This is a genomic window from Maricurvus nonylphenolicus (genome assembly GCF_042854845.1).
Classification (GTDB): Bacteria; Pseudomonadota; Gammaproteobacteria; order Pseudomonadales; family Cellvibrionaceae; genus Maricurvus; species Maricurvus nonylphenolicus.
In genome coordinates, this window is the sequence record NZ_AP031498.1 from 2,886,737 (window position 1) to 2,913,234 (window position 26,498).

23 protein-coding genes are annotated in these 26,498 nt (G+C 49.4%); 9 read left to right on the plus strand and 14 right to left on the minus strand.

Annotated elements, in window-relative coordinates:
* Positions 1–19: 19 nt before the first annotated feature.
* From uvrC to ACGHZ6_RS12710, 10 genes are all read right to left on the minus strand, one after another.
* Positions 20–1,876, minus strand: coding sequence for an excinuclease ABC subunit UvrC (uvrC, locus tag ACGHZ6_RS12665; protein ID WP_390614327.1), 1,857 nt, complete (start codon positions 1,874–1,876; stop codon positions 20–22).
* A gap of 87 nt (positions 1,877–1,963) precedes the next feature.
* Positions 1,964–2,617, minus strand: a complete 654-nt coding sequence (locus ACGHZ6_RS12670; RefSeq protein WP_390614328.1) for a response regulator — start codon at positions 2,615–2,617, stop codon at positions 1,964–1,966.
* Positions 2,618–2,911: 294 nt separating this feature from the next.
* Positions 2,912–3,550 (minus strand): alpha-ketoglutarate-dependent dioxygenase AlkB family protein, encoded by a 639-nt coding sequence (locus tag ACGHZ6_RS12675; protein WP_390614329.1) that lies wholly within the window; start codon positions 3,548–3,550, stop codon positions 2,912–2,914.
* A 33-nt stretch (positions 3,551–3,583) separates the two neighbouring features.
* Positions 3,584–4,624: a UDP-N-acetylmuramate dehydrogenase gene (murB, locus tag ACGHZ6_RS12680; RefSeq protein WP_390614330.1), complete on the minus strand. Its 1,041-nt coding sequence runs from the start codon at positions 4,622–4,624 to the stop codon at positions 3,584–3,586.
* A 13-nt stretch (positions 4,625–4,637) separates the two neighbouring features.
* A complete protein-coding gene (locus ACGHZ6_RS12685; protein WP_390614331.1) occupies positions 4,638–5,117 on the minus strand; it encodes a low molecular weight protein-tyrosine-phosphatase in 480 nt (159 codons plus the stop codon).
* A gap of 19 nt (positions 5,118–5,136) precedes the next feature.
* Positions 5,137–5,892 (minus strand): 3-deoxy-manno-octulosonate cytidylyltransferase, encoded by a 756-nt coding sequence (kdsB, locus tag ACGHZ6_RS12690; protein ID WP_390614332.1) that lies wholly within the window; start codon positions 5,890–5,892, stop codon positions 5,137–5,139.
* A 2-nt stretch (positions 5,893–5,894) separates the two neighbouring features.
* Complete coding sequence (gene lpxK / locus ACGHZ6_RS12695) at positions 5,895–6,929, minus strand: tetraacyldisaccharide 4'-kinase (protein WP_390614333.1); 1,035 nt, start codon at positions 6,927–6,929, stop codon at positions 5,895–5,897.
* Positions 6,930–6,932: 3 nt separating this feature from the next.
* Positions 6,933–7,355 (minus strand): ExbD/TolR family protein, encoded by a 423-nt coding sequence (locus ACGHZ6_RS12700; protein WP_390614334.1) that lies wholly within the window; start codon positions 7,353–7,355, stop codon positions 6,933–6,935.
* A gap of 17 nt (positions 7,356–7,372) precedes the next feature.
* The gene (locus tag ACGHZ6_RS12705) at positions 7,373–7,999 is read right to left on the minus strand and encodes a MotA/TolQ/ExbB proton channel family protein (RefSeq protein WP_390614335.1); all 627 of its coding nucleotides are present in this window, start codon (positions 7,997–7,999) and stop codon (positions 7,373–7,375) included.
* Positions 8,000–8,132: 133 nt separating this feature from the next.
* Entirely contained in the window at positions 8,133–10,577 is a 2,445-nt protein-coding gene (locus tag ACGHZ6_RS12710) for a DNA internalization-related competence protein ComEC/Rec2 (RefSeq protein WP_390614336.1), read from the minus strand.
* Positions 10,578–10,676: 99 nt separating this feature from the next.
* On the opposite strand from ACGHZ6_RS12710, the gene ACGHZ6_RS12715 reads away from it, so the two are divergent.
* Both ACGHZ6_RS12715 and ACGHZ6_RS12720 read left to right on the plus strand, forming a co-directional pair.
* Complete coding sequence (locus tag ACGHZ6_RS12715; RefSeq protein ID WP_390614337.1) at positions 10,677–11,132, plus strand: flavodoxin family protein; 456 nt, start codon at positions 10,677–10,679, stop codon at positions 11,130–11,132.
* Positions 11,133–11,290: 158 nt separating this feature from the next.
* Positions 11,291–12,190, plus strand: a complete 900-nt coding sequence (locus ACGHZ6_RS12720) for a hypothetical protein (RefSeq protein ID WP_390614338.1) — start codon at positions 11,291–11,293, stop codon at positions 12,188–12,190.
* Between the two features lie 8 nt (positions 12,191–12,198).
* On the opposite strand, the gene maiA is transcribed toward ACGHZ6_RS12720, so the two are convergent.
* Complete coding sequence (gene maiA / locus ACGHZ6_RS12725; protein WP_390614339.1) at positions 12,199–12,849, minus strand: maleylacetoacetate isomerase; 651 nt, start codon at positions 12,847–12,849, stop codon at positions 12,199–12,201.
* Positions 12,850–13,272: 423 nt separating this feature from the next.
* On the opposite strand from maiA, the gene ACGHZ6_RS12730 reads away from it, so the two are divergent.
* The 6 genes from ACGHZ6_RS12730 to ACGHZ6_RS12755 all read left to right on the plus strand — a co-directional run bounded on the left by ACGHZ6_RS12730 (position 13,273) and on the right by ACGHZ6_RS12755 (position 22,535).
* On the plus strand, positions 13,273–14,952 hold the full coding sequence (locus ACGHZ6_RS12730; protein ID WP_390614340.1) for an acyl-CoA carboxylase subunit beta: 1,680 nt from the start codon (positions 13,273–13,275) through the stop codon (positions 14,950–14,952).
* Between the two features lie 87 nt (positions 14,953–15,039).
* The gene (locus tag ACGHZ6_RS12735) at positions 15,040–17,925 is read left to right on the plus strand and encodes a biotin/lipoyl-containing protein (RefSeq protein WP_390614341.1); all 2,886 of its coding nucleotides are present in this window, start codon (positions 15,040–15,042) and stop codon (positions 17,923–17,925) included.
* 12 nt (positions 17,926–17,937) lie between these two features.
* On the plus strand, positions 17,938–18,348 hold the full coding sequence (gene mce, locus ACGHZ6_RS12740) for a methylmalonyl-CoA epimerase (RefSeq protein WP_390614342.1): 411 nt from the start codon (positions 17,938–17,940) through the stop codon (positions 18,346–18,348).
* A gap of 156 nt (positions 18,349–18,504) precedes the next feature.
* Positions 18,505–20,649, plus strand: coding sequence for a methylmalonyl-CoA mutase (scpA, locus tag ACGHZ6_RS12745; protein ID WP_390614343.1), 2,145 nt, complete (start codon positions 18,505–18,507; stop codon positions 20,647–20,649).
* A gap of 168 nt (positions 20,650–20,817) precedes the next feature.
* Positions 20,818–21,777 carry a methylmalonyl Co-A mutase-associated GTPase MeaB gene (gene meaB / locus ACGHZ6_RS12750; protein WP_390614344.1) on the plus strand — a complete coding sequence of 320 codons (960 nt, stop codon included), beginning with the start codon at positions 20,818–20,820 and terminating at the stop codon, positions 21,775–21,777.
* Positions 21,778–21,986: 209 nt separating this feature from the next.
* Entirely contained in the window at positions 21,987–22,535 is a 549-nt protein-coding gene (locus ACGHZ6_RS12755; RefSeq protein ID WP_390614345.1) for a DUF2062 domain-containing protein, read from the plus strand.
* 11 nt (positions 22,536–22,546) lie between these two features.
* Here ACGHZ6_RS12755 and ACGHZ6_RS12760 read toward each other — a convergent pair whose 3' ends face one another.
* Genes ACGHZ6_RS12760 through ACGHZ6_RS12770 form a run of 3 tightly spaced genes read right to left on the minus strand, consistent with a single transcriptional unit; the run spans position 22,547 to position 25,769 of the window.
* Positions 22,547–23,788, minus strand: a complete 1,242-nt coding sequence (locus ACGHZ6_RS12760) for a lipoprotein-releasing ABC transporter permease subunit (protein ID WP_390614346.1) — start codon at positions 23,786–23,788, stop codon at positions 22,547–22,549.
* Entirely contained in the window at positions 23,788–24,495 is a 708-nt protein-coding gene (gene lolD, locus ACGHZ6_RS12765; RefSeq protein ID WP_390614347.1) for a lipoprotein-releasing ABC transporter ATP-binding protein LolD, read from the minus strand. Before lolD ends, ACGHZ6_RS12760 begins: the two co-directional genes overlap by 1 nt.
* 20 nt (positions 24,496–24,515) lie before the next feature.
* Positions 24,516–25,769 (minus strand): lipoprotein-releasing ABC transporter permease subunit, encoded by a 1,254-nt coding sequence (locus ACGHZ6_RS12770; protein WP_390614348.1) that lies wholly within the window; start codon positions 25,767–25,769, stop codon positions 24,516–24,518.
* 145 nt (positions 25,770–25,914) lie between these two features.
* On the opposite strand from ACGHZ6_RS12770, the gene ACGHZ6_RS12775 reads away from it, so the two are divergent.
* The gene (locus tag ACGHZ6_RS12775) at positions 25,915–26,484 is read left to right on the plus strand and encodes a PilZ domain-containing protein (RefSeq protein WP_390614349.1); all 570 of its coding nucleotides are present in this window, start codon (positions 25,915–25,917) and stop codon (positions 26,482–26,484) included.
* The last annotated feature ends 14 nt before the right edge of the window (positions 26,485–26,498 follow it).

Below are 26,498 nucleotides of genomic sequence, written 5' to 3' on the forward strand. Positions count from 1 at the left end.
GCTGCAATGGTGAATCACCCTACTCGCTGTGCAATGCGCTGTAAATATCTTCTGCAACTTTTTTGCTGATTCCATTCACTTTGGTTAATTCTTCAACAGTTGCCTTGCCAACCTCCTGAATACCACCAAAATGCCTTAACAATTCGCGACGCCGCTTGGCCCCCACGCCAGGAATTCCCTCAAGGCTGGATGTTCTTCGCTTCTTGTCCCGACGCTGTTTGTGACCGGTAATCGCGAACCTGTGGGCCTCATCGCGAATATGCTGGATAAGATGTAAAGCGGCTGAATCCGAGGCCAATACCAACTCTTTATTCGCATCCGGCAAAATTAGCGTTTCAAAACCTGCTTTACGTGTTGTGCCTTTTGCAACCCCCACTACAAGTACATCGGCCACACCCAGCTCCGCAAGCACGGATTTTGCCGTACTTAACTGCCCCTTACCGCCATCAATCAGCAATACATCGGGCAATACACCCTCCCCTTTCTGCAGGCGCGTATAGCGACGAGATAATGCCTGCTCCATTGCCGCATAATCATCCCCCGGCGTGATACCTTCAATATTGAAACGCCGATAATCACTTTTCAGTGGGCCATTGGCATCAAATACAACGCAGGATGCCACCGTCAATTCACCACTACTGTGGCTAATATCAAAGCACTCCAACCGCTCCGGCAAGGAATCGATAGATAGAGCTTCCTGCAAAGCTTCAAACCGCTGCTGACTGGTTTGTTTATTGGCCAACTGTGCCGACAGATTTTGTGTCGCCGCTTCCTGTGCAAGTTTAAGCCACTTATCACGCCGTCCACGGACACGGTGTTGGAATTCAGTTTTTCTGCCAACACTTTTTTGCAAGGCTTCAGACAAAAGGCCAAGACCTTCTGCATCATGACTGATAACAACTGAACCCGGCACCTCGCGATCGCCACCACGCAAATAAAACTGCGGCAAAAACTCACTTAGCACTGCTGACTCACCTTCAGCCAACCCCTGCTTGGGATAATAACTGCGACTCCCCAGTATTCGTCCCTGACGAATAAACAGAATATGCACGCAGACCATACCCGCCTTTAGCGCTACGGCAATCACATCGGTATCGGCATGATCGCCTTCAATTACCTGCTGAGCTTGAACTCGTCTTAACGCGGTAATTTGATCGCGATATAGCGCCGCTTTTTCAAATTCTAACTGCTCTGAAGCCGCCTCCATCGCATCGGCCAACTCTTGCAGCAATACTTCATTCTTGCCCTCCAAGAACATAGCGGCGTGTCGAATATCTTCCTGGTAATCCACGTCAGAAATTAATCCAACACAGGGAGCTGTACAGCGTTTAATCTGATACTGCAAACAGGGCCGCGAGCGATTGCGAAAAACACTGTCCTCGCACTGGCGAATCAAAAAGGTTTTTTGCAGGAAATTTAAACTCGACTTAACTGCACCCACATTGGGGAAAGGCCCGTAATAATCGGCTTTTTTGCGTTTTGCGCCACGGTGCAAACTAATACGCGGAAAATCATCCGAACTGGATACCATAATGTACGGATAGGATTTATCGTCGCGGAGTAAAATATTATAGGGCGGGCGCTGGGATTTGATCAGGTTTTGCTCTAACAGCAAAGCCTCTGTTTCGGTATCTGTGACCGTTACTTCAACGCGATGAATCTTGCTGACCAGCGCACGGGTTTTGGGAGCCAAGCCGCTGGAGCGAAAGTAACTGCTTAAGCGATTTTTGAGATTCTTCGCCTTGCCGACATACAGGATCTCCCCATCAGCGGCAAACATCTGATAAATGCCAGCTTGTGTTGTTACCTGTTGCAGAAAGGTTTTAGCATCAAAATCAGCAGCGCTACCGGATGCAACCTGAGAATCAATCGTCATAAATAGATACCATAGCAGTAAGGTAAATTATACCACTGCTATGGTCGGGAAAATCCAGGTTATCGAGAACGAAAACCAATAAATCCGTCAGACGACGGATTCAACATCAAGGACGTTGTGCTTGACAGCCAACAAGGTCAACTCGACATCACTATTGATTTTTAACTTATCGAAAATACGGTAACGGTAAGAATTTACCGTCTTGGGGCTAACACAGAAGGTATCCGCAATCTCCTGCGCTTTTTTGCCATTGGCGATCAACAAGGCAGTTTGCAATTCGCGCTCTGACAGCTTTTCAAACGGTGAACTGCTGGTTTTCTTGCCGCCAAAGTTTTTCAACGCCAACTGTTGCGCCACACTGCTACTCATATAAAGGTCACCAGAGCGAACAGTACGAATGGCTTTGAGCATCTCTTGCAGATCGGCCCCCTTGGTTACATAACCAACAGCACCAGCTTGCAACAACCGCGTGGGGAACAGGTCATCATCACAGGCCGTGACGGCAATAATTTTGATCTGCTCGTTGATATTGAGTAGCTTTTTAGTGGCCTCGATACCACCAATACCAGGCATCTTAACATCCATCAATACCACATCAGGCTGCAATTGACGGGTTAAGGTAACAGCTTCTTCACCACTGCTCGCCTGACCAACTACTTCGATTTCGGGAACATCATCCAACATGCGAACAATGCCCATACGTACCAGCTCGTGGTCATCAACCACCAGAATCTTAGTCAAGGTTATTCCCCTAAGGACTCTACCAAACAGGCCATCTAGCGCTATTTGGGTATATTCTTGTTTTGTCCTGCGCCTTTACGCCTTCAAATTGTCATAAAAAGCCGCTTCTCTCAGCATAGCAACAATATTATGACGGCGTGGCGATTAGTATTGCTGTCCTGCGGCAAATTTATCATCTGCCGAAAAGATTGCCTAGTCGATATGGCGCACTATTCATCACCAATGTGGCCAAATGCGCCACTTCAGTCATTTATGCGCCGTTATTTGTCAGCCCTGCCCTACAGAACACGCCCCCTACAAATCTGTGACCCTGCGGAACGTCAGGTTGATACGCGGACCTATGGTTTTTGAGACCTTAGGGACGGAATGTAGCCAATGATGCTGGGTCGCCCCCTTCATCAGCAGTAAATCACCGGCAGATAGCATGAGCTTGATCGTGCCTAAATCCCTGTCTTTACGGTGTTTGAGGAGAAAATGCCGACTTTGCCCCAAGCTGAGAGATGCTATAACCGGGTTACGGCCCAATTCCGGTTCATTATCACTATGCCAAGACACACTATCGCTGCCGTTACGGTATAAATTAGCCAGTACACTGTTGAACTGCTCGCCAAGCTCAATCTCAACACGACGCTTAAGCTCTTTGAGGCTATCTGTCCACGGCAAAGGGTCAAACAAGGCCCCTGAATATTGATAACGAGCATTCGGATCGCCGTACCAGGCATTTAAGCGGGGAATTTTGACAGCTTGCCCATACATACTGATCGTTGACTGCTCCCAGCGAAGCTCGGAGGTAAGCGAGACCATAAGCTGCTCGGCTTCGGCGGGGCTCAACCAATGATGAAACAGGCTGACATCACCATCCACCAAATCGATCTGCTCAGACCAGGTTGCAGTTTTGCTGTGCTCGGTACCCGCAAATAGATCATCCTGCATAAACTGATGACACCTGTTTAATGAAGCCCAACCTTAGGCATTACCATAAACACGAGGTTCCATTTCCAGCTGCACACCGAACTTTGCCTTTACATCAGACGCGATCTGTTCAGCTGCCGCCAACACAGCGCTCCCAGGCAAACGTTTAGGATTGGTTAACACCAACGCCTGATCCTTGTGCACCACAATTCCTTCAAGCTCCTTGCCGCGCCAACCAGCCTTATCAATCAGCCAGCCCGCAGCCAGTTTGACCGTTTGCTGATCTACAACATAAGCTGGCATATTTGCATATTCATTATGCAAACGCTGGTAGGTTGTACTATCGACAATGGGGTTTTTAAAGAAACTACCGGTATTGGGGGTCAGTGCCGGATCTGGAAGCTTACTGCGCCTAACGCGACACACCGCTTCAAATACTGCTTCAGGGGTTATATTTTCGCAATCAGACAACGCCGATGCGAGCGCGGGATACTCAATATACTGAGTTGGGTTTTTCGACAATTTCAAGGTAACACTGGTGATAATGTAGCGATCTTTTAAACGCTGCTTGAACACGCTATCACGGTAACCAAACTCACAGGCCTCACGCTCAAACACGACCTCCACACCACTTTGAATATCAACAGCGGTAAGCTCAGCAAAAACATCTTTTAATTCAACTCCGTAAGCACCAATATTTTGAATCGGAGCGGCCCCCACACACCCCGGTATCAAAGCCAGGTTCTCCAGGCCCCAGTAGTGAAAACTCAAACTATATTCGACCAGGCTATGCCAATTCTCACCGGCCCCGACCTTGAGCCAGATGTGCTCGGCAGTTTCTTTAATTTCCTCTTTACCCTGCAAATCCACCTGTACCAACAAGCCAGGAAAATCACCACGCAGGATAATATTACTACCGCCCCCAATGACCAATAGAGGAATATCAACATCGTCCTCAAGCTGCTTTTCACGGCGCCAGCTTAAAGCGGCACCCAACTCATCAAGCGAATGTACTTTCACGCCATAACGGGCCAAGGCAGGAATAGCCATGGTATTTAAAGGCTGCAGTTCTAGATTAGGTATAATATTTAACATCACCAATGCACCACTAAAGCAGCTGTGCCTGAATACGCTGCAACAAGCCCTGGCCTGCAGATTCAATTAAATCCAACACCAGCTCAAACCCCTGTGCACCACCATAATAAGGATCAGGTACCTCTCGGTAATCACTGTCTTCAGCAAAATCGAGGAACAGGCCTAAAGTGCCAGCATACGTATTGGGACGCATACGCTGCAGATGGGCAAGATTCTCATTATCCATTGCCAGAATATAATCAAAGCGCTTAAAGTCCGCAGGAATTACTTGGCGGGCCGATAGTATGGATAGATCATAACCTCGATTAAGTGCGCAAGCCGTGGTGCGATGATCCGGTGATTTACCAATATGCCAATCACTGGTGCCGGCAGAATCAATTGTTACCAAGTCCCCAAGACCCGCTTTAGCCACCTGATGCATAAATACACCATGGGCCGTTGGGGAGCGACAAATATTTCCCAAACAGACAAACAACACCGACACTTGCGACATAACAGCAGCTACCTAAACACTAACCAAACAACGCGCGAATTCTTTCCAGATCCTCAGGCGTATCCACCCCACCTGGAACTGCTTGCACAGCTTCGGCAACATGAATCCTTCTGCCCTGCCACATAACTCGTAACTGTTCCAAGCACTCCAACGACTCAATTGGCGCCATGGGCCAGGTGACAAAATCGTTTAACAAACTAACCCGATAACCATAGATACCGATATGGCGATTAAACAAATCTGTTTTAGGCAGTGCTTGCTGTGAAGCGGCAAACTCATCTCTTGGCCAGGGGATAGCACCGCGACTAAAATAGAGCGCATAGCCATCTTTATCGGTAACAACCTTGACGATATTCGGGTTCAGGAAATCTTCGGCAGACGCAATAGGCTCACACAATGTAGAAACAGAAGCCTCTGTAGCATTAGCCAGATTTTCAGCCACCTGGTCAATCACTGCTGGCGGAATCAAAGGTTCATCCCCTTGAACATTAACTACAATGTCGTCTTCACCCAACCCCAACTTTGCAGCCACCTCCTGTAAACGATCAGTGCCGGAATTGTGATCGACAGAGGTCATACACACCTCACCACCAAACGCTTTTACTGTCGACTCTATTCGTTCATCGTCAGTTGCAATAACAATACGCTCTGCCTGGCTCTTCTGTGCCTGCAAATACACCCTCTCAATCATGCTCTTGCCAGCGATATCTTTTAGCGGCTTGGCAGGCAAACGACTCGATGCATAACGGGCAGGAATCACAACTGTATATTTCATCTTTAACCTTTGGACGCAATAAGGTCTGCTGCACGAGCGCGAACAGACTCAGCAATTTGATCATAAAAAACGTCGGGCAATTGTGCTGTTACCGACAGACTCCACCAGTTTGGTTTAACAAACTTGCGGCATTTAACAGCATCTTTGGTTGTCATCAGCAGAGTGCCCTGCTCTGCAAACGCAAGATCATCTTCGGTGTAGGCATGATGATCCGGAAACACATATTGGCCAGCCTCAACACCCAAGCTCGATAAGGTGTTAAAAAAACGTGAAGGATTACCAATACCGGAAACGGCATTAAGTGGCGCAACAAATTCAGCGGGTAAGGCTTTTGCCGCTACTATTCGCGATCCCGTCGAGAGCTCTCGCCACTCGGAGGGTTGAACAGTCATTGTATAGAGGCATTCTGACGCAACGCCGAGCGGTAAAGACTGTTCAAGCTCGCCATTTACCACGACCCAATCAACTTCACTCAAACGCTCTGGAGATTCACGCAGAGGCCCTGCTGGCAAGCAGCGACCATTGCCTAAGCCACGCTGACCATCTACCACACAAATTTCAAAATCCCGGTGTAATGCGTAATGCTGCAACCCATCATCACTCAACACCAGATCACAATCAAAATTATCCAACAGGTACTTAACAGCACTATCTCGATTGGGATCTACAACCACCGGACAACCTGCCTCCAAAGCAATAAGAAGCGGCTCATCTCCACTCTGGGCAGGCTCGCTGTCGACAGTGACTAGATAGGGATATTGTGAAGCTCGGCCACCATACCCCCGACTGACCACACCGGGTCGAAAACCACGCTCACGCATTGCGTTTACAAGGGAAATAAGAAGTGGCGTTTTACCTGTACCACCGAGACTGATATTGCCAACCACCACTACCGGCGCAGTATATGCCTGCACATCGCCCTGCAACTTTCGTCTTCTAAGCCGGGCTATAAAACCAAACAAGCCGCTCAGTGGTAACAGTAACACTAACCACCAGCGACCTTGGTACCAGGCATCAGACCAAAATTGTTGCGACATAAATTATGTCTCAGGCTGAGGATTGCGCGTGGTGATGCTTAGCTTTACAAATCCGAGCTGGCCGGCAACATCCATAGCGGTCACCACGGACTGATGTGGCGTTTTGGCATCGGCCGTAATAATTAACGGCATAGCGAAATTCCCGCCAGCAGTCTTCTCCAATGCACTGGACAGGGTTGTTGACTTCTTGTTTACCAGGTTCTGGCCATTAACAGCATAACTGCCATCAGCATTAATCAGTATCTCGATGGTTTCAGCGATTTCAGCGCTAGGAGCGCCCTCAGCTTCCGGCAGGTCGACACTGAGATGCGTCTCTTTGGTAAACGTGGTTGATACCATAAAGAAAATCAGCAGCAGAAACACCACATCAATAAGGGGTGTCAGATTGATGCTATCCTCTACTTGGCTTTGACGTCGAAATTTCACAGTATTTCACCCGTCGCTTAGGAGGTTTTAACATCTACGCGGCGATCACTGTGCAAAGCATCCACCAGCTTCACAGCCTCCTGCTCCATATTGACCACCAAGGCATCAACACGACGAACAAAATAACGGTGTGCCATCATCGCCGGGATCGCGACACAAAGACCCGCAGCCGTCGTCACCAGCGCTTCAGAAATTCCGCCTGCCAATACACCTGCATTGCCTGTGCCCTGCAACATAATGGCGGTAAACACCTTAATCATGCCCAATACCGTGCCCAGGAGCCCTAATAGAGGTGCAATAGCGGCAATGGTCCCTAAAGCGCCGACATAACGCTCCATATCGTGAATAACCTGATTGGCTGCCTCTTGAATACTGTCCTTCATTACCTCGCGGCCATGGCGAGAATTACTTAAACCCGCCGCCAGCACTCGACCCAATTCAGAGGACTGCTTGAGCTCTTTCAGTTTGGCACCATCCAGTTGGTTATTTTTAATCCAACCCCAGACCTGAGCCAGAAGATGTTTGGGGGCGATTTTGGTGGGATTTAGCGTCCAATAGCGCTCAACACTGATGGCGATAACGGCAATGGAACACAGAATGATCGGCAGCATCAGCCATCCGCCTGCAGAGACAACTTCTAACACATCCTTCTCCAGTTATGGTTATTTATAGGAATAATTATAAAGACCACAATAGTCAGCAGTAAGGGCTCAACTTTACCACATAAAAGTGCCCGTAAGCGGTTATTTTTGTTGAGGATTCTCACAACTCATCAACTCAATGCTGGCGATACCAATAGCGAGCAATCTGCTCACGTGCAGTCTGGGTGGCAACAACCCCATCCCGACTCACTGTCACAGTAATTGCCCCCATCTCGAAAGTGTTTAAAATTTGAGCGCCAATTGACCGATAACGGCCCAACACTCTTGAATGGGGGTGACCGTAGCGGTTTCGATAACCAGCACTAACAACCACCTGATCAGGCTTTAGAGCCTGAACAAAAAACATGCTGGACGAGGTCAAACTGCCATGATGCGGCGATAATAGGATATCTACCGGTCCCGCTATACGACCAACCACATCGGCCTCCCGGCTAGACTCTATGTCACCGGGTAAGAGAATATGCTGACCATAACCTCTAATACTCAGCACACAAGAATAATCATTCGCCTTAAATTCGTCGCCGGCCGAGGCAACTGGAAGAGGTAAAATCTTAAAATCCACCCCCTCCCAGCCCCACGACTTGCCATGACAACTTTCTGCACTTATCGACTCTGGCAAGCGCTCTAATTCACCGGCCAACCACAACCCGGTATTCATAGAAGCAAATACAGTTTCTGCGCCCCCTTGATGATCACTATCACCATGACTGATGATAACTTTATCGAGATAGTCTACACCTCGAAAATCTATATAGGGCAGAACGACAGAGTTGGCAGCACTACGGCTAAATAGAGCTAAAGACTTTCTGTCAGCTGATGGCAGCTTTTGTGAGTAGGGTTTCCCCCACACGGGGCCTGTGTCATACAACAGCCGCCGACCTCCGACCTCAACAAGTACGGCCACACCCTGCCCTACATCCAAAAACGTCAATCGCAACGCAGGCTGCTGACGCAGTTGAGGTAACAGCAAAGGAATAAACGCTATCAATAACAACCAGCGAAACCTCAGACCTGGTAACAACAGAAGCAAACATGCTGTGCCCATCAGCACAATATTAAGGAATCCAAGCTCACCGGAAAATTTATAGATAAATGGCAGGTTATCAGTAGAAATAACCAGCCAATTTACCGCCAGCAAAAACCACTCAACCATTCCTGCGGTTGCACTCCACACCACCTCAGCAACACTGGGGGCAACCATGAAAAGCACAACACCAAGAAGCAATACAGGCACCACAAACATGCCTACCCAAATAATGGCGAAAAAATTAATGCCAGGAGCCAGTAACGAGACAGGCAACCCCAAGAGCATAAGCGGAAGCAATAGACCCACAAAAACGACCCATTGAGCCTTAATAAACTGAAATAGCTTGGCGGTCATAAAGTTACGCCGCATTGCGAGCAACAAGGCCGCCACAGCCAAAAATGACAACCAGAAACCCGTATCAAATCCTGCCAGAGGGTCCAGTAACAAACACAGGCAAAGTGCCAGCAACCAACCAAACCATACAGCTTGATAGCGACCCTGCCAGACGATAACTGCAGCGACAACTAACATGATCATCGCTCGCTGTGTTGGCAAGGTAAATCCAGCCATAGCGGCGTAAAAACAACCGCATACAACTGAACCCACAAGGGACCAGCGCTGAAAAAATACAAAATAAGGAAATCGCAAACTCAACAAGCGAGCCAACAAACCGACCATCAGATAACCAGCCCCGGCAATCAAACCTATATGCAATCCTGAAATTGCTAACAAATGCACCGTGCCGGAGTCCTGCAACAGTTTCCAGGTTAGCGGATCAACTCCACTCTTATCTCCAAGTGCCAACGCAATTAACAGGGGTCGAGCAGCCGAGTCCGGCAATGCTAGAATCCTCTGTCTGATGTGATAGCGCCAATGATCTATCGATAACCGACTGCCACCGGACTGTAAACGATTTAACGGACTGCCCCGAACGTAACCTCCGGCATTGACACCTCTTGCCAGTAGCCAGCGCTGATAATCAAACCCTCCGGGATTCACCAACCCTCTGGGTGGTTTCAACCGAACGACAAGCTGCCAATACTCACCTGGAAGCACAGAAATCGCTGAAGACCTGGAAGTTTGAGCACTCCCGAACGAAGCCTGGTACCAACTCAAGCGCAAACGCTTGGGAAGCAATTCGCTTGATAGCGCATTCCCATTCATAAAAGCGCGCTCTACATCAAAAAAGAAACGCACCCGTTGATCATCCTCCGTTGGCAAGCCGACAACTCGACCATGCACTAGCATATCCTTGCCCGCCAGAGATTCTGCCAACTGACCATCAACCAGACGGGCCCCATAACGCCATGACCAACAACAACCCAATACAAACAGCAATGCAAATAAGGTTAGCCGCCACAACAAAGGCTGTGACCGACCTAAACGTGCCAGCCGTATTTTTGATAACAACAAAAACACGCCACTGAGAAAAAGCGCTATAAGCAGCAGCCAAAACCACTGATTATCAGTTGGGAGAGCGGGAGAATAACTGGCAGATAAAAGACCAAATGCGAGGGCAAGCAGGTAAACCATGATTCATCCTTGAATACAGTTTTGGTGCTAACAACAGAGTTTTGTAATTCCGAGCAAAACCCAGTAGGCTTCAATTTAAGAGCTCAAGCCCAGCGAATCATGAAGCACCTACTGATCATCTACCATACCCAAACCGGTAACACGGAGCAACTTGCTCGCGCAGCCTATGAACAAGCGCTGCAAGAAGAAGGTACAGAGACCCGCTTACACAAAGCCTTCGATGCTAAACTGGACGACCTCCTTTGGTGCGACGGCATAATTATATGTACGCCAGAAAACTTCGGCTATATGAGCGGCGCCATCAAGGACTTTTTCGATCGCACCTTCTACCCAGCTGAACCCTATCACCTCAACCGCCCCTACAGCTTACTTATCTCCGCCGGCAACGATGGCACTGGCGCAGTGCGTGAATGCGACCGCATTCTTTCGGGCTATCCTATGAAGAAGGTTTTAGAACCCTATATTGCCCATGGAGAAATCAATCAGGAGCACCTGGAAAAAGCTGGAGAAATGGGGCTAACCATGGCCTGCGGGCTAGCCTTTGGCATTTATTAGTCCTTTCAAGATAAGCGCTAATAACTTTTTCCTATTACCAGCTCCCGCACATAACGAAAGACCATTTAGTCAGCTTTTACACACCAAACGACTGGAAATGATGTTTTGATGGGCTAGGATAAAGGTAACAGAACAGCACATCTGAACGGAGGCTAGCCATGCAATACTCCGAAGTCATGATGCGATTTGCCGGACGCCACAACCTTGAGGAATTCGGCGAAAAAACTCTTAAGCACCTCTACGATGGCGACTTCGATCTAGACAAGGCAGAAAGCTTTAAGCAGTTCTATCGCCGTATCGAAAGTGAGCTTCTGAATCATGACGTTATTATCCATAACAACTACACCCGCTGGTTTAAAGAAGCCAAGTTAACCGATGCGGATGTCCGACACTTTATCATTCAATTCTCGGTTTTCTCGAATCAGTTTTTAATCGCGCAGCTACAAAAAATGATCAACGCACATACAATAGAAGCCATGCGTTCATCAAAAGAGATTCTAGCCAATGAAATAGGCGTACTCTTTAACGACAAACAGAACTCCCTCGACAACGATAGTGCCTCAGGCCTTGGCGACATTACGGGCAGCATTGAGGGCGGCACCTTTCATTTTCGCTCGGCCCACTTCGAGCTGTTGGCACGCCTCGGCGAACGCCTGTCGTTAAAATTTGAGGATCTGGGCCGCAGGGAACACGGCACCCCTTCCACCCTATTCTTCTGCGATGAACTTATCAGACTCTATGGTTCAAGCGATTATGCCACCTCTGAGGCCGCCTCCTTTGCTGTAGAGCACTGGGCCGCCGCCGGTTTTTGGAAAGAGCTGATCAACGGTCTAACCCACTACCGCGACAATAAAAAACTAGAACTACCACTAACCTTCTTCACATGGCATGACCGCCTGGAAGACAACCATGCTCGCCATACCAAAGAGGAATTGGAAGAATATTACTTTACCCACGAAGTCGATGAAGACCTGTTTATCGACAAGGCCAATGAAATGCTCGACGGAGTTTATGCATTTTGGCAAGGACTGGACGGCGATCGTCAGCGCCTACATTAAAACTACGTTCACCTCTCACTATCGGGCTGCACTTCTGGTGCAGCCTTTTTAAATGCTTCGTGCTGCAAACAATGTTCATAAATACTGGACAACCGGTGGTACGGAGTAATCTCAACATTAAAACGTTTGGCGCTAAATATTTGCGGTATTAAAAATATATCCGCCAAACCCGGTGTATCACCAAAACAAAAATCGTTTGCCGGTAATTTGTCCAACTGCTTTTCCAAACTCTTTAATCCCAAACTCATCCAGTGGCTTAACCACTGACTCACATGTGCCTGACCAGCCCCGACATGCTCCTTTAAATATTTCTGCACACGTAGATTAACCAAAGGCTGGACATCACACCCTAAATGGAGAGCAAACGCTCTTACATTCGCCCTGGCTACAGCGTCATCCGGCAACAAAGGCGGAGAGGCTATCGTCTCTTCCAGATATTCGATAATCGCCAAAGATTGATATATAGCATGCTCACCTACCACTAACGTAGGCACCAGACTCTGGGGATTAAGACTTCGGTAGTCTATTTGGAATTGCTCCCCGCCACTGTTTAATAAATGTACCGGCAAGTAATCGTACTCGACCCCCTTTAAGGCCAGCGCAATGCGGACTCGATAAGAAGCAGATGAGCGATAGTAGTTGTACAGCTTCATTTCCATAAACAAGCCCTGTACTTATGTAACGCGTCTGATGGGTACTAAAAGTATGGTCGACAAGTCACGATATCGCAGGCCGTAACCAACCTCTCACTAACATAGCGCCTAAATAAGCGCTTATGTGACTTTTCCTTGATGAATTTATCCATGACAAGAGCGTTTATGTCTATTAAAGATTACTTTTTTCGTGAAAAAATCGATACAATAAATACGTATTATACTTATTTATCAATAGGTTATAAGTTTAAAACGAAGTCTGACCCGCCAAGATACGTATTCACAATATAGACACAGATTATTATCATTGATGGCCTCGGATTAAGGTCTATCCTTAAGTAACTTTCTCTTGAGCGATATGACGAACAAAGGGGTCTGTCAACAAAAACAGCCTCGATAACAACCATTAAAAGCTGGAACCTCAGAAAGATGACCAAAGCAACCAAGCCTCAGGCATCACTCGTCAACCCTTTTGACGAAACCAAAGAAGTCGAGTTCAGTGTCCCAGGTCAAGCCTCCTATGACCCTGGTCTGCACGAAGAAACCCTGAAAAAAGGCTATGAGCTGATTCAACGCCCTAAGAAAGCCGCAGGTGTACGCAGTATCGAGCGTCAACACGCCAAGAAGCGTATGACCATCTGGGAGCGTCTGAGCGTTCTAACTGATGAAGATCCACAGGTTCTGTTCCAAAACTGGGGTAAAAACCTTGATGGTGCCTCCCTGGTAACCGCCATTGTTAAAATCAACGGTCGCGATGTTGCCGTTTACGGCCACGACTTTACTGTTCGCGCCGGCTCCATGGATGCTACCAACGGCGGCAAGCTGGCCCGCCTGTTTGAACTGGCTGGCAAACGTAAAATCCCGCTGGTGGGCATGAACGACTCAGCCGGCGCTTTCGTACCTGCCGGTGTGGGCGGTCTGGACGGTTACGCCGAGGCCTTTACCGCACTGCGCAAGATCTCCGGTGTTGTACCTTCTATTATGTGCATGTTCGGCTTTAACGCCGGTGGTGGTTCCTACCTGCCACGTCAGGGTTCTTTCCTGATTCAGCCTAACGAAACCTTCTTCGGACTGACCGGCCCAGGCGTTGTTAAGTCTGTACTGGGTGAAGATGTAACTGCCGATGAGCTGGGTGGCCCAGGCGTACACAGCAGCACCGGTGTTACCGACTTTGTTGTCCCAGATGAAGTATCTGCCCTGCGCAAAGTCAAAGAGCTGCTCAACTACCTGCCAAGCAACAACGCTGAGCTGGCTCCATTCCAAGAAACTTCCGATCCTAAAGATCGTCAAACCTGGGATATCGATATTCTGCTGAAGAAAGCCTTTAACTCACCCAGCGGTTTCAACACCCCTCTGGACATCAGCATTATGATCCAGCAACTGTGTGACCACGGTGACTTCCTGGAAATTCAACCGGATCGTGCCCGTAATACTGTATGTGCCCTGGGCCGTATGGGCGGTAATGTGGTGGGCTTTGTTGCGAATAACTCCGCTGTAGATTCCGGCCAGATCGACATCGATGCAGCTTACAAAAACGCCCGCTTTATCCGTTTCTGTAACCTGTACAACATCCCCATTATCTTTATGGAAGACACCACCGGCTTCCGTCCTGGTACCGATCAGGAGCACGGTGGTATTGTACAAGCCGGTCGCGCCATGCTGGATGCCATTATCGATCTTCGTACGCCACGTTTCCTGGTTATCGTTCGTAACGCCTTCGGTGGCGCCTACGCCTCTTACAACAACTACCCTACCGGTGCTGACTTTGTATGCGCCCTGCCATCAACCCGCGTAGCCGTTATGGGAACCGCCGGTGTCGAGTTTGTTTTCAAAAAAGAGCTGCAAGAAATTCGCGGCACGGTAAAACAGCGCTTGCAAGCCGGCGAAGCTGAAGCCGATGTACTGGCATGGCAAGCCGAGCAGGAAGGTGCACTGAAAGATCGTTACGAAGAAGAATTGATGAACCCGAACGAAGGTTTAAGCCTGGGTTCAATTTCGCAAATTGTTATGCCTTCAGATCTGCGTGAAGTTCTGTGCAAACAAATGGACTTCCATCTGGGTCACTACACGCCAGAGCCGTTCAACGGTCCTCAGCGTGAATTCCACTAAACCCAGCACGCAAAACATAAAGCGAACTTCCTGACTGTGAAAAGCTACAGCCAGGAACAACGGAAAGAATTTAAAGAGGCTTAAGCCGTGAACACTCACAACGACAACTATTTAAACAACCCACTGATCCACAAAGATCGCCGTCTGGGTAATGCCGTTAGCAATTGGGTCAAGAGCTTTGACTGCACCCATATGCGCCCGCTGATTATTTGCCGTGGCCCAATCCGTAAAGAAGCCATGGATGTGTTTGATGAAATGGGCATCAACAACTACGGCATTCTGCTATCCGAAAAAGACAGCATCACTTATCAGAACGCCCTGTCGCCAGAACTGCGTAAGCTGACAGACCCATCTCGCGTTCACCGTGTACCTGACTACACCGGCGCCGACAAAGAAGAACGTGCTCAGCGTATTCAACAGATCGTTAACATTGCCAAAAGCAATGGTTACAACTCTATCTACGCCGGTTACGGTTTTATGTCTGAAGATGCCGAAATGGTTGAAGGCATGGAAAAAGCTGGCCTGAACTTTATCGGCCCATGCTCTTTCACGCAGAAAGCCGCAGGCATGAAAGACCAGGCCAAGCGTACCGCTCTGGAAACCGGTGTATCGGTTACCCCTGGTGTCAACAACGCCACCAGCTTGGCCCTGTTTGCCAAATACGGTAAAGACGGCCTGGAAAAGTGTGCCTCTGACAACAACCTGAGCGTAGACTTCGCCGCCTGTAAAGACGACGAAGAAAAAGCCCTGGCAGTACTGGCCGCGTCTTACGCAGCAGGCATCGACATTATCGATGCTGCCGATATCGGTGCCGCCCTGCAGGTTGAAGCCAAGCGCATGCTGGCTGAAAAACCAAACAACCGCTTCCGCCTGAAAGCGATCGCCGGTGGCGGTGGTAAAGGCCAGCGTATTTTGCAGTCCGCCAACTCTTACGAAGGCGCAACGCTTGAAGATAAAGTTGAGAAAGCTGCCGAGTGTGTACCTTCTCTGGTACTGGAATGTTTGATCGAACTGAAAACCAACGGCGTTGGTGACAACAAAAACGTTCTTATCGAAATGAACATCGACACCACCCGCCACCAGGAAATCCAGGTTGTGGGTAACGGCGAATGGTGCATGACCATGGGTGGTCGTGACTGTTCTCTGCAGATGCACGAGCAAAAACTGCTGGAAGTATCTGTTACCGAAGAAGAGCTGAAAGAGGCCATTGACGTTGCCGAAGCCGCAGGCAAAACCAGCGAAGCTGAGCAACTGAAAAAAGACCTAGTCATTCTGGAAAAAATGGAGCACGAAGGTGCTGTATTTGGTGAAGCGGTAAAACTGGATTCTCTCGGTACCTTTGAGTGTATCGTTGACGGTGAATCCCACTACTTCATGGAAATGAATACCCGTATTCAGGTTGAACACCGTGTAACCGAGCTATGCTACGGCCTGACCTTTACCAACCCGGACAATGCTAACGATACATTCAGTGTTGAATCTCTGGTTGAAGTGATGGTACTGATCGCTGCTCACGGTAAGCGTCTGCCGAAGCCAACCCGCTTCCTGCGCAGCAACGCTTCCGTTGAAGCCCGTATGAACGCCACCAACCAGGCGCTGCAGCCACACGCGGGCGGCGTGATCGAAAACTGGTCCGACCCTATCGAAGGTGAGATCCGTGACGACCAGGGCATCAGCATGCACAACCCTGATACCGATGTTTTCATGAAGTATCACCTGGCCGGTGCTTACGACTCCAATATCGCCCTGCTGCTGACCATTGGCGCTGACCGTACCAAAACCTACGAACAAATGGCAGAGGTTCTGCGTGTTACCGAACTGCGCGGTAAAGATCTGGCGACCAACCTGGAATTCCATTACGGCCTGGTTAACTGGTTCCTGGGCAACAACATTAATGCCCGCCCAACCACGCGCTTTATTGTTCCTTACCTGACCGCTGTCGGCCTGCTGAAACAAGAAGCTAACAGCATGGATCTGGCCTACGCCTACAAACAGGTTTGCCAAAATGCAATCAATGCAGCTGGTGACAAAGAGGCTAAAACAGCACTGAAAAACGTTCTGGAGCGTAAGCAAATCTTGCTGACTCGCCCTCTGGAAATGCTATTGGCCGAGCCTCATATGCTGGCAGGCTGGCTGTCCATCAATCAAAACAACTTTGCCATCAAAGGCGGCAAGGTAACCTGGAATGCCAACCCGGTTCGCATTCTGGCTGACACCTATCACTTCCTGAACATGGACTACTGTGACAGCAAGCCTGCCGCGTCCATGATCTGGGATCACGATAATGAAATCCTCAGCCAAGCTGTTGCTTTCTATGACGCCTTGAGCGCTAAACTGGGCACCGAAGATTACGCAGCTATCGAAGCCGCTCTGGCCGGTAGTGCGCCAGCCGGTATCGATGCCGAGCAATGGGCCGCTGCACAAGCTGCCCACGCCGGCTACCAGGCGGGCAGCGAAATCCTGAGCATTCTGCCGTTTATTGCTGAAGCCACTAACTTCTTCGATCTTAAAGTAAATGATGATCTGAGCATTCATATTCCAGACAACCTGACCGAAGACGAGCTGCAAAAAGCCATGGCCAAGGTTCTGGTACCACCTCCTGTGGCCAAGTCCGATGAGATTCTGGCGCCTACCGGCGGTATGTTCTACTCCTGTGAAGCACCTGGCATGCCTCCGTTTGTTGAAGTGGGTACCCATTTCGACGCCGGACAGCCGCTTTACATCATCGAAGTGATGAAGATGTTCAACAAGGTTAACGCGCCTTTCTCCGGCACCATCGATGAGATCCTGATTGAAAACGATGGCACCATTATCAAGAAAGGTCAGCCACTGTTTAAGATCACTCCGGACGAAAAAATCGTTGAGGAAAGCGCCGAGGAAATCGCAGCACGTCGTCAGGCGTCTACCGATAAGTTCTTAAGCGCCTTGCCAGCTGCAGCTGCAACCAAAACCGCCGAACTGGCTGAAGCCTAAGAGGACACAAATATGATCGTTGCATTAGATCACATTGCCATTGCGGTTCCCGATCTGGAAAAAGCCATTAAGCGTTTTATGGAAGACTTCGGTCTTCCATATAAAGGTCAGGAAGATGTCGAATCAGCCAAAACCAGCACTGCCTTTTTCCCTCTACCGGAAACCAGCATTGAGCTGGTTCACCCGCTGAACGGTGAAGGCCCTATTGCCGGTTATCTGGAGAAAAAAGGCGGCGGCCTGCATCACCTGTGCTTCCGCAGTGACGATATCGAAGCCGACGTAGAGCGCTTAAAAGAAAAGGGTTATCAATTCCTCTCAGAGGCTCCCAGTATGGGCGCCCACAACAGCAAGGTGATCTTTATTCACCCTAAGAGCTGTGACGGCGTGCTGATTGAATTGAACCAACCGATGGGTGATCACTGATACACCCTTTACCGCAATATAATCCATCATAACGCCAAGACTCTCAATCGAGCCCTGGCGTTATCTATGATTAGATAGGCGGTTTATATCTATCAAGCTTACTGTTTAGCTTTACTACCACAGAATTTATGGATAACAGACACGAGAGCAATCTTTATGTCCGACGATAAAAAGCCAACACTGGCGGATTGGGAAGCATTAGCGACCAAACAAACCAAAGGCCTGACACCTGAAGAGCTGACCTGGAAAACCCCGGAAGGCATCGATATCAAGCCGCTGTACACCAGTGCTGACACGCAAGACCTGGAATACGCCGACACCTTCCCAGGCATGGCCCCCTATGTACGTGGCCCAATGGCTACCATGTACGCCGGTCGCCCGTGGACCATCCGCCAATACGCAGGTTTCTCTACCGCAGAAGAGTCCAACGCCTTCTACCGTAAAAACCTCAAAGCAGGCGCTCAAGGTGTATCCGTTGCCTTCGACCTGGCCACTCACCGCGGTTACGACTCCGATCATCCGCGCGTATCCGGTGACGTCGGTAAAGCCGGTGTTGCCATCGACTCCGTAGAAGACATGAAGATCCTGTTCGACGGTATTCCGCTGGACAAGGTTTCTGTATCCATGACCATGAACGGTGCGGTACTGCCTATTCTGGCCAACTACATCGTTGCCGGTGAAGAGCAAGGTGTTTCTACCGAGCAACTGGCCGGTACCATTCAGAATGACATTCTGAAAGAATTTATGGTGCGTAATACTTACATTTACCCACCAGCCCCTTCCATGAAGATCATTGGCGACATTATTGCGTTCGCTTCCGATCATATGCCGAAGTTCAACACCATCTCGATTTCTGGCTACCACATCCAGGAAGCTGGAGCCGATGCCGCACTGGAACTTGCTTACACCCTGTCCGATGGTCGTGAGTATGTTCGTACCGCACTAGGTGCTGGCCTGGACGTAGATGCTTTTGCTCCACGCCTGTCATTCTTCTGGGGTATTTCCATGAACTTCTACATGGAAATTGCCAAGATGCGTGCCGGTCGACTGCTGTGGAACCGCATCATGAAGGAGTTCAATCCCAAGAACCCTAAATCCTCCATGCTGCGTACTCACTCTCAGACTTCTGGCTGGTCGCTGACTGAGCAGGATCCGTACAACAACGTTGTACGTACCACCATCGAAGCGATGGCGGCAGTATTTGGTGGCACCCAGTCCCTGCACACCAACGCTCTCGACGAAGCCGTTGCCCTGCCGACTGAATTCTCTGCCCGTATTGCCCGTAATACCCAGATCATTATTCAGGAAGAAACCGGTATCACTCAGGTTGCTGATCCCTGGGGCGGTTCTTACATGATGGAATCCCTGACCCAGCAAATCGCTGATCGCGCCTGGGAACTGATCGAAGAGATCGAAGAAAACGGCGGCATGGCCAAGGCCATCGAAGCCGGCATTCCAAAGCTGCGTATTGAAGAATCTGCAGCCAAGAAACAAGCCCGTATTGACCGCGGCGAAGACGTTATTGTGGGTGTCAACAAATACACTCTCGAAGAAGAAGACGACCTGGATATCCTGGAAGTTGATAACGTTGCTGTGCGTGAGTCGCAAATCAAGCGCCTGGAAGATATCAAAGCCTCGCGCGACAACGCTGCCGTTGAAGCTGCGCTTGCTGCAATTACCGAATGCGCCAAAGGCGGCGAAGGCAACCTGCTGGATCTTTCTGTTAAAGCTGCACGCCTGCGCGCTACCGTTGGTGAAATCTCTGACGCTATGGAAGCCGAATTTGGCCGCTATAACGCTCAGGCTCGCACTATCTCTGGTGTTTACGGCGCTCCTTACGAAGACGACAGCGAATGGCAAGCCATTAAGTCTGATATCGAAGCCTTTGAAAACACTGAAGGCCGTCGTCCTCGTATGCTCGTGTGCAAAATGGGCCAGGACGGTCACGACCGTGGCGCCAAGGTTATTGCCACCGCTTTCGCTGATGTTGGTTTCGATATCGACCTGTCACCGATGTTCTCCACCCCTGAGGAAGTAGCCAAACAAGCCATCGAAAACGATGTTCACGTAGTTGGTGTTTCCTCCCAGGCCGCCGGTCACAAAACGCTGGTACCTGAGTTGATTGGCGAACTGAAAAAACAAGGCGCTGACGACATTATCGTTGTTGCCGGCGGCGTAATCCCAAAACAGGATTACGACTTCCTGTACGAAGCAGGCGTTAAAGGCATCTTCGGTCCAGGCACCAAGATCCCGGTTTCTGCCCGCCAGGTGCTGGATGCGGTTGCTGAAGCGCGCAGCTAATTGCTGAGGGATACTTTTAAATTTTTCGGAGTATCCCTGCTTCAAACCCAAAGTTTCTGTAGTAGTATTAGCCCCCTTTATGGGGGCATTTTTCTATTGGGCTTTATGGTTTTCGTTTTTGATACCAACGAATAGAACCCAATACAAAAGTGAATAAAGGAATCTTCCATGAGCAGTATTAATCTGGACCTATTACGCCAAGGCAATCGTCGAGCGCTGGCCAAAGCCATTACCCTGGTGGAGAGCAAGCTCGATAAGCACCGCGAGCAGGCGCAAGATATTCTGGAGCAAGTACTGCCTGATACCGGTAAAAGTATCCGTATCGGTATTTCTGGCATTCCTGGCGTGGGTAAATCCACCTTCATCGAAGCTTTTGGCCTGGAGCTTATTAAGCGCGGCAAAAAAGTTGCCGTTTTGGCTGTAGATCCCTCTTCACCCGTCCGCGGCGGCTCAATTCTCGGCGATAAAACTCGCATGGAAGAACTCTCCCGCGAGGACAACGCTTTTATTCGCCCCTCCCCCTCTGAGGGCACCTTGGGCGGTGTAGCGCAAAAAACCCGTGAAACCATGCTGCTATGTGAATCAGCTGGCTATGATGTCATCCTGGTAGAAACCGTTGGCGTCGGCCAATCTGAGTATGAAGTTGCCGCCATGGTAGATTTCTTCCTGGTGCTTATGATTCCCAATGCAGGCGATGAACTGCAGGGCATTAAGCGCGGTATTATGGAGCTCGCCGACGCACTGGTAATCAATAAAGCTGACGGTGAAAGCATTAACCTTGCCCGCCGTACCAAGCAGCATTACCAAAATGCTTTTCATTTGAGCAAACACGGCAGTTTTTGGAATCCACGCGTAGAAACCTGTTCCGCCCTGGAAAAAGAACGTATTGGCGATATCTGGGAGATGATTTGCGAATACCAACAGCTGGCCATCGACAACCAGGCGTTTTACGAGAAACGCTCACGTCAAAACTCTGAATGGATGAACAAATTAATCCATGAACTGCTTGAACTGCGACTCAACCAGAGCCCAGAGGTGCAAGCTCGCCTACCCGGCCTGCAGTCTTCTGTAATCAACAATACCTGCACTCCCTTTAGTGCAGCCAAACAGATTGTTGATCTGCTGTAATCGCAATGCACACTAACGCTTCTTTACACTTCTCGCTCAGTAATACTTTTTTCTGAACACAGCGCCCAAGCCCCTCAACCACCGGGGCCTGGACTCATCATTATCACAAGCAGCAACTTTGTCCAGGCACCAGGACTAGACTAGGATTAAAGGTAAAACCAAGGCATAATGCCGCAACTTTTCGCAGTGAGTGCTAGTGGCAAGAGTGAATGGCAAAGAAGCTGTTTAAACGTTGGAGCCCGGATCCAGCAACAATCAAGGAACATAAGAGCCTACAGTTTCTGGGCCACCTGTTGCATGACCCCAACCTGTTCCACCTCAACCGTCACTCGGTCTCTGGCGCCTTCTTTGTTGGCCTTTTTACTGCCTTCTTACCGACGCTTGGCCAAATGCCTATTGCGGCCTTACTGGCGCTTTTCTGCCGGGTAAATATGCCCATAGCTATTGCTCTGGTGTGGATCAGTAACCCGCTCACCATGCCGGCTATTTTTTATGCAACTTTTGAGCTCGGCCAATGGCTGCTCAGCAGTCCTCCAGTATCCTTTTCAATGGAAATGTCCTGGGAATGGTTCCGCTCCGAATTCCCCAACCTATGGCAACCCCTGCTACTAGGCTCACTTATTACCGGGGTCGTAATGGGTGCAGTCGGCTATTTTGCCATGCAAGTATTTTGGCGCTGGCAGGTTATGCGCCACTGGGAGCAACGCAAGGCCCAGCGCCTGGCCCGCCAGGAAGCTGAGCAAAATCAACAGGATTAAACGCCTGTCGACTACTCAAACCGCAGAGCTTCTGCGGGCTCAACATTGGCAGCACGCCACGCCGGGTATAGCGTAGCCAGAAAGCTCATCACCACAGCCACACCGCCCACCCACACAAAGTCTCCCCACTGGGGCTCCGAGGGCACATAGCTGACGGGATAAACATCGGATTTCAAAAACTGAAAACCCAACACCGACTCAAGCAACTGAACCAAATCTTGAACACTGTAGGCACCGAGCAAGCCCAAACCTAACCCCAACAAGGTGCCAATGACACCAATCAAGCTGCCCTGCCACATGAAAATTGCCATAATTTCCCGGCGAGAGGCACCCAGGGTTCGCAAAATGGCAATATCTCCCTGCTTGTCGACCACTACCATCACCAATGTCGACACAACATTAAAAGCAGCAATAGCCACAATTAGAAACAACAGTAATCCCACTAGGCTTTTGGACATCTGAATAGCGTGGTACAGATTGCCATGGCTGCGCGTCCAGTCTGTACCATAATAACCGTAAGGCAACCGCCTGACTTCCTTGTAGATCCATTCCGGCGCTTCAAACAGATCGGTAAACTTAATGCGCAACCCCGATATCCGATCCGGAAAATCGGTCAGCGCTTGTGCCGTTGGCAAATCGGTTAGGGCCAGGGCATGATCAAGCTCTGTTGCCGTGTGCACTATTCCGGCCACCTCCAGCGCCCGAAACTTTGGCGCACGACCACTGCGATGCCGGTTGGGAATCAATAACGTTAGTTTATCACCCACCTCGGCATTGAGGGATTTCGCGATACCTTCCCCCAATACAACAGCACCGCCTTGGCTCAGTCGCTCTAAAGCCTGTTCATCCATAAACTTCACAACGCTGGAAACCTGCGGCTCCAACGCTACGTCTATACCATAAACCGCCGCAGGTACCGTATTGCGCTTGCGTGAAATCATCCCCTGTAGCTCAACAAAAGGGGCAACCCCAACTATGCCATCGCGATGCACAAACTCCTCCTGCATCGCCTGCCAATCTTCCATACCATTGCGCTGGTAAATGGCTCCATGAGGAAGAATACTTAGAATATTCTCACGTAATTCACGGTCAAAACCGTTCATGACCGACAAGACAACAATTAATAAGCCCACGCCAAGCGCCAGCCCAGCAATAGACAAGGCAGAAATAAAAGAAACCAGTTGTTGGCGACGACGGGCTCCGGCATAACGTAAACCGACAAACGCAGTAAAACGCCCAAGCGTGGACACCATCACAGGTTTACCTCATGCAAACCCGCGTCCTGCAAGCGCAAGGCACGATCCATACTGGCAGCCAACCGTTCGTCATGAGTCACCACAATAAAACTGGTTTGCAGAGACTGATTTAATTCAATCATCAATGCCTGAATAGATTCCGCAGTATGGCGATCAAGATTACCGGTTGGCTCATCCATTAACACACAGGTTGGTTCGGTAACCAGAGCCCTGGCAATAGCAACCCGCTGACGCTCACCACCGGACAGTTCACTGGGTTTGTGGTCGGCTCGCTCGCCCAAGCCAACCTTATCCAGCATACGCAACGCCTTTTGTTTAGCTTCTGCCATAGCTTTACCGCCGATCAGTAAAGGCATGGCAACATTTTCAAGTGCCGTAAACTCGCCTAGCAGATGATGAAACTGATAAACAAAACCCAAATGCTGATTGCGCAAACGCCCCCGAGCATTATCATCGAGCAATGAAAAAGCCGCACGATTTAATTCAACTATACCTGAACAAGGGGTATCCAAACCGCCCAATAAATTTAGCAGCGTCGATTTACCTGCCCCCGAAGAACCTATTATGGCCAGGCGCTCACCAGCCATAACCTGCAAATTAATTGAGGCTAAAACCTCCACTTCCTGCGGGCCTTGACGGTAAGTTTTGTTCAGCGCTTCGCAGGCCAAAACAACGTGATCAGCGCTTTTTACTTCCTGACTCAAATCGTCTTCCTTATTCTTGATTATTCGTAACGCAAAGCTTCTGCCGGCTCGATTCTGGCAGCTCGGTAAGCGGGATAAAGTGTAGATAACAAACTCATTACAGCACCCACACTGCAAACAATAATAACGTCCTGCCACTGCCAGTCTGATGGCAAATGACTGATAAAATACACGTTGGGATCAAAAATTCTCAGGCCGGTAAGCTGCTCCAACCAAACAACAACATCACCAATAATAAAGGCCAATAAGGAACCAGCGACAGCGCCGATCAATATGCCCAGAATACCTACCCAGGCCCCCTGCACAATAAAGACACCCATCACCTGAGCTCGACTTAACCCCATGGTTCGTAATACCGCAATGTCAGTACGCTTATCGGCAACCATGAGCACTAAACTGGAAATAATATTAAACGCAGCCACAGCAACAATAATCATCAGTAACACACCGATAACCGTTTTTTCCATTTTCACTGCCGCAAACAGGCTGCCCTGGGTTTGACTCCAATCCTTGCCAACTAAATCCGGCTGCCAGGGTTTTGCCACCTCATCCACAACAGCTGCTGCTTGATACAACTCATCTACCCGCAGCTCCACACCATGAACGGCCTGTCCCAAGCGGAACACCTTCTGCGCATCAGCAAGATGAATTAACGCCAAACGCTGATCTACCTGAGCCCCTACCTCAAAGACAGCCACCAACTTAAAACGCTTAGTGCGAGGAAATATTCCAGCCGGGGTTATGGTTAACTGCGGTAAGGTTAAAGTAACGTAATCACCGACATTGACGCCAAGATAACGCGCCAACAAACGGCCAATCACAATACCGTACTCGCCAGCTTCAAGCTGCTGAAAATCACCGGCGATTACATGCTCAGCTACCGCCGAAACAGATTTCTCCAATTGCGGATCAATACCGCGAATTTCGATACCCTGAACACTGCCGGCATAACCGATCAGGCCATGCCCATCTACAAAAGGCGCCGCGCCAATCACTTGAGGGTGATTAATAATGTCCTCAGCAACCGGCCGCCAATCTCGTAACGGATTTCGCTCAGGATCACTGGCCAGTAGATAACCATGCGGGATAACCTGTAACAATCGCTGTTTGATCTCACGATCAAAACCATTCATGACAGATAGCACTAGCACTAGCGCCAAAACCCCCAAGGCCATACCGACCAGGGAAAAACCACTAACAAAAGAGATAAATTGGTTACGACGCTTGGCGCGGGTGTAGCGCAAACCAATAAATAAAGGTACACGTATTTGCATAGGCGCATTAAACCTAAATGACTGAGTGCTGTCGACCCCACTCACTACATGAAAATATTGTCTAGTCTCACAGGACAGCATTCGCTGTCACTGATAAACTCTTAGATATCGCTCACATTCGGTACTTGTTTCGGTGAAGGGTTCCATGACTCAGGAAAAACGCTCTTTTTTTCGTATTACTGACGACCTAATACTGGATTATCGCCAGGTCGACGGCTATACCGCAGATTCAGAAAAGCCGGAGAATCTGTTTCCCGATAGCGGCAGCCTGAGCCTGTTTGCTGAGTTCAAGCGTATAGACAGCGAATCTGCTCAACTATTAACCGCTATCGGTGAAGATAACCGCGCCCTGGCGGATTACCTGGCAACCCTTAACCGAAAAATCGAATTGCTCACCCAAAATGTGATGGCGGACCAACATCAAAGTGATGGCATCAAACCAACCCGGGTTAATATCAGTGAAGGTGGAATAGCCTTTCAGACCGATAAAGCGCTCTATAAAGGCAGCTATATCGCCCTTCGCCTTATGTTTATGCCTTCTTTTGTTGGCCTGTCGACCTTCGCCAGAATCATTCGCTGCGAAGAACAAACACAGGACCAATTCCACATTGCCGCAAAATTTCACCGCCTGAGCAGCACACATCAACAGATACTGTCGCGACAAATCATGCAACAACAGATTACCGCCAAGCGGCAAGCTGAGCAGTCACAATAATAAGGATTCCCGTC